This is a genomic window from Acinetobacter sp. NIOH-H-8 (assembly GCF_046635365.1).
In the GTDB taxonomy this organism is placed as follows: domain Bacteria; phylum Pseudomonadota; class Gammaproteobacteria; order Pseudomonadales; family Moraxellaceae; genus Acinetobacter.
Genome location: NZ_JBHDVN010000229.1, coordinates 1 through 433 on the forward strand (window position 1 = coordinate 1; position 433 = coordinate 433).

Below are 433 nucleotides of genomic sequence, written 5' to 3' on the forward strand. Positions count from 1 at the left end.
CAATGGACGAAAGTCTGACGGAGCAACGCCGCGTGAGTGATGAAGGTTTTCGGATCGTAAAACTCTGTTGTTAGGGAAGAACAAGTACCGTTCGAATAGGGCGGCACCTTGACGGTACCTAACCAGAAAGCCACGGCTAACTACGTGCCAGCAGCCGCGGTAATACGTAGGTGGCAAGCGTTGTCCGGACTTATTGGGCGTAAAGCGCGCGCAGGCGGTTTCTTAAGTCTGATGTGAAAGCCCCCGGCTCAACCGGGGAGGGTCATTGGAAACTGGGGAACTTGAGTGCAGAAGAGGAGAGTGGAATTCCACGTGTAGCGGTGAAATGCGTAGAGATGTGGAGGAACACCAGTGGCGAAGGCGACTCTCTGGTCTGTAACTGACGCTGAGGCGCGAAAGCGTGGGGAGCGAACAGGATTAGATACCCTGGTAG

At 54.7% G+C, this 433-nt stretch carries 1 rRNA gene; it reads left to right on the plus strand.

What is annotated here, in order from left to right:
- A 16S ribosomal RNA gene (locus ACEWB7_RS17955) occupies nt 1-433 on the plus strand; the annotation flags it as partial.